This window comes from Streptomyces sp. AC627_RSS907 (genome assembly GCF_019049165.1).
Map to the genome: position 1 here is coordinate 26,638 of NZ_JAGMUE010000079.1, position 4,145 is coordinate 30,782.

Here is a 4,145-nt window from a genome sequence, read left to right on the forward strand (position 1 = left end):
GGTCCTGTCCGGTCGCTCACGCGAGCCCGCGCAGGCGGCCGGCCAGCGCGGCGGGGGTCGGGTTCTCGAACACGTCGGTGAGAGCCAGCCGGACACCGGTCTCGTCCTTGATGCGCTGCGCGAGCGAAGCGGCGAGCAGCGAGTGGCCGCCGCTGGTGAAGAAGTGCGCGTCGGCGTCCAGGTCCGGCCGGGCGAGCAACTCGGCGAAGAGCTTGGTCAGGGTGGCGGTGAGCGCGTCGCCGCCGACCGGGCCCGAGGCGTCGCCACCGGCCACGGCCGGCCGGCGCGCGGCGAGGTCCGCCAGTGCCAGGTAGTCGACCTTGTCGCTTCCGGTACGCGGGAACGCGTCCACCGCGAGGAACCGGTGCGGCACCACCGAGCTCGGCAGCCGCTGCCGGGCGTACTCCCAGAGCTCGCCCACCGCCTCGGGCCGGTGCGGGACCTGTACGAAGGCGGCCAGGCTGCCGTCCGCGCCGGGATCGCCGACCACCAGCACGGCGGCCGCCTCGACGTCCGGATGGTCGGACAGGATCACCTCGATCTCGCCCAGCTCGATCCGGTTGCCGCGCAGCTTCACCTGCCGGTCCATGCGGCCCAACAGGTCGATGCGGCCGTCCCGTCGCCAGCGCGCCACATCTCCCGAGCGGTAGAAGCGTCCCCGCTGGGAGTCCGCCCCGAAGCGCTCGGCGGTGAGGTCGGGCCGTCCGTGGTAGCCGGAGGCGACACCGACTCCGGCGACGCACAGCTCGCCGCGCAGGCCGATCGGCAGCGACTCCCCGTCCGGGCCGGCGATGAAGACGCGGGTGTTGGCGATCGGCGTCCCCACGTCCACTCGGTCGCCTGGATCTGCCGGTACCCGGCCCGCGGTCGCCCAGATCGTGCTCTCCGTCGGGCCGTAGACGTTCCACAGTTCGGCGCCCGCCCCGGTCAGGGTCGCGGCCAGCCCGCCGGGCAGTGGCTCACCGCCGCTGAGCAGGGTGCGGCCGGAGACCAGACCGGTGATCCGGTCGGCGACCAGTCGCCAGGTGGTCGGTGTCGCCTGCAGGAATCCGATGTCGTGGGCCCGTATCTCCTCGGCCAGCAGGGCCCCGTCGGTGCGGGCCTCGTCGGGCAGCACGACCGTGTGGCCGCCGTGCAGCAGCGGCATCATCAGTTCCAGCGACGAGGTGTCGAAGCTGTACGTGCTGAGCCAACCGGTGGGCCGCGCCGTCGTGGCCACGCCGAAGCGCACCGCGTAGTCGGTGATGTGGTTGACCAGGCTCCGGTGCGTGATCGGGATGCCCTTCGGCCGTCCCGTCGATCCGGACGTGTAGATCACGTACGCGAGGTCGTCCGGCCCTGCCACGCCGGCCATGCCGATGTCGACGGGGACGGTGGGGGCGGTGTCGACGTCAGGGGCCGAGATCGTCCGCCGGTCGCCGGGCGGGGTGAGTCCCTCGCCGGTCACCACCACTCGCGCGCCCGCGTCGTCGAGCTGGTAGGCGATCCGCTCCGCCGGGTGGTGCGGGTCGAGCGGCAGGTACGACGCACCGGCGAGCCAGGTGCCGAACACCGCGGCGGCCAGCGCGGCGCCGCGCGGCACGAGCAGCGCGACGACGTCGCCGGGGCGGACACCGGCCGCCGTCAGCCGCTCGGCGGTGTGCACCGCGGTGCCCCACAGGCTGCCGTAGCTCACCGGCTGATCCCCGTCCCGGACCGCGAGGGCGTCCGGATCGGCCGCGGCGCGCCCGGCGAATCCGGCGAGCACCGACGTCAGCTCGATCGGCTGGTCGGTCGCGTTGGCGGCTTCGATGACCGCGTGGTCCTCCGGCGACCAGATCGACAGCGAGCCGACCGGCGTGTCCAGGGCGGCGCCGACGGCGACCAGCAGCGCGTCATAGCGATGGACCATCAGTTCGACGTCCGCACGGTCCAGGACCCCGGTGTAGAACGCCGCGCGAACGGTTGCGCTGTCGCGGTCGGAGGTCACGAAGAACTCCAGGTCGAACTGGCTGAACCCGTTCTCGACCACGACCAGTTCCGCCGCGGCGCCGGCCACCGTGAAGGTGCGCTGGTCGGCCGTGAACGGCACGTAGTTGAACACGTGGCGGAACAACACGTTGCGCCAGCCGGAGCCCTCGCGTTCGATCACGTCGAGCAGTTCGTCGGCGGGCATGTCCGCGTGGGCCATCGCCTCCATGAACACCCGGCGCGCCCGGCCGACCAGCTCTCGGAAGCCGGCCGTGCGCTCGGTCAGCAGGCGCAGCGTGACCAGGTTGCTGTGGTAGCCGACCGCCCCGGCCGCCTCCCGGCCGCGCGAGTTGACCGGCGATCCGATGGTCAGGTCGGGGCCGGCGCCGTGGCCGGCCAGCAGCACCGCGTACGCCGTGAGAAGGACCACCGACTCGGGCGCGCGCAGCTCGCGTTGCAGCCGCCGGACGACCTCGTGCGCCTCGGGCGAAAGGACGTGGGTGACCTCGTCACCCTCCAGCGTGGTGGTCGCCGGGGCCGGCTTCTCGCACCACAGCTCCAGGCCGGACGAGCGGAAGCCTGCCATGGTGTCGCGCCAGAACGTCACGCTCCGCTCGGAAGGCGCGGGCTCGTGCCAGGCGGGCACCGGGTCCGGTTCGGGGGTCCGGCCGGCCAGCGCAGCCTCGTAGAAGTCGACGAACTGGGCGCGCAGGACGGCGGTGGACTGCACGTCGGCGATGCCGTGGTGCAGCGCGAGACAGAAGACGTCTTCGCCGGGGCCGTGCAGCAGCAGGGCGCGCAGCAGCGGGCTGCCGTCGGCCCGGAACGGACGGGCCACGAAAGCGGTCAGCGTGCCGCGCTCGTCACCGGGTCCGGCGGCCTGTTCCAGCTCGATGCTGAGGCTTGGCAGGACGGTCCTGGTCAGGGCGTCGTCGGTGCGGTGGAAGACCGTACGCAGCACCTCGTACCGGCGCGGCAGCAGGTCGAGTGCCGCGATGAGGGCGGTCGGGTCGAGGCGACCGGCGACGCGGAAGGCCAGTGACAGATTGTTCGCGCCGCTGTCGGGCACGAGGTCGTCGAGCAGCCACAGGGCGGTCTCCTTGCGCGAGGCGCGCACGTGGGCGTCCGCGGCGCCGGCCGTCATCGGCGGGCCTGCGAGCCGTCGACGAGCAGGCCGGCCACGGTCGTGGCGACCTCCGGGGTGCGCAGCAGGTCGCGGTGCTCCACGTCGAACCGGACCTCGTCGGCGACTCCGATCGGTGCCAGGCCGGGGGTGGCGCGCATCCGGTTGAGTCCGCTGGCCGTGCTCGCCGAGGTGATGACGGTGGCCCGGGACCAGCCGGGACGCGGGTCCAGTCCGGCGGCGACGGCGAGATAGGTCATGAACGAGCCGACCAGTGCGACCAGTTCACCGGCATAGCCCTCGTCGAGGCCGGCGCGGCGCAGTGCGGCCGAGCCGATCGGCTCGAAGATCGCGTAGAGTTCGGCGGCGAACTCGGGCGGTGTGGTTCCGGGCCGGGCGGCCAGGCGCTGCGCCGCGCCGGCCAGTTCCTCGACCTCGGCCTGGGTCAGCACGGCGGTCATGTTGCCGACGACCCGGCCGAACTGCAGGTGGACGGTGGGAACGTCGACGAGCTCGGGGTCGAAGACGACCACCTGCGGCGCCGTCGGCTGCTGGTCGGCGATCCGCTCGGCCAGGGCACCGGCGAAGACCGATCCCGCGCAGTAGCCGAGGACGGCCCGGACCGTGCGCCCGCTCGCGGCGACCTCGGCCAGCCAGGGCGCGAGGTACTCGTCCTGGTCGATGCCGGGCCCGGGGACCCGGGTCGGGGCGACGGTCTGCCACAGCGCGCAGTCCAGGCCCAGGCCGGGCGTCAGGTCGGCGAAACCGCCTTCGTTGCGGCCCGTCACCGGGAAGTCGGTGGCGAGCACGACGTCGGCGTCCGATGCTGCGTCGAGCACCACATTCCACACGGAAGGGCTTGGCATCTGGCAATTCTCCTGAATATCGAAAGGTCAATGCCTGGCAATTTTTCACGCACCGCCGGAGCCGTTCTTCGCCGATGCTATTAACCAATCGAGGCGTTGTCCACCTCGATTTTCCGGGAGATTTTCGCGCATTTTTTGGCATGCCCCAGCAGGCAAGGCCCTGGTGGGCCACGCCAAAATGGATGATTGATTCGTCAGCTAGCCGA

2 protein-coding genes are annotated in these 4,145 nt (G+C 72.3%); both read right to left on the bottom strand.

Annotated elements, in window-relative coordinates; all coding sequences use genetic code 11:
* Positions 1-16: 16 nt before the first annotated feature.
* Positions 17-3,094, bottom strand: coding sequence for a non-ribosomal peptide synthetase (locus KUM32_RS18505; RefSeq protein ID WP_217143028.1), 3,078 nt, complete (start codon positions 3,092-3,094; stop codon positions 17-19).
* Positions 3,091-3,939, bottom strand: a complete 849-nt coding sequence (locus tag KUM32_RS18510; RefSeq protein WP_217143029.1) for a hypothetical protein — start codon at positions 3,937-3,939, stop codon at positions 3,091-3,093. The genes KUM32_RS18505 and KUM32_RS18510 overlap by 4 nt, the downstream gene beginning before the upstream one ends.
* Positions 3,940-4,145 lie beyond the last annotated feature (206 nt).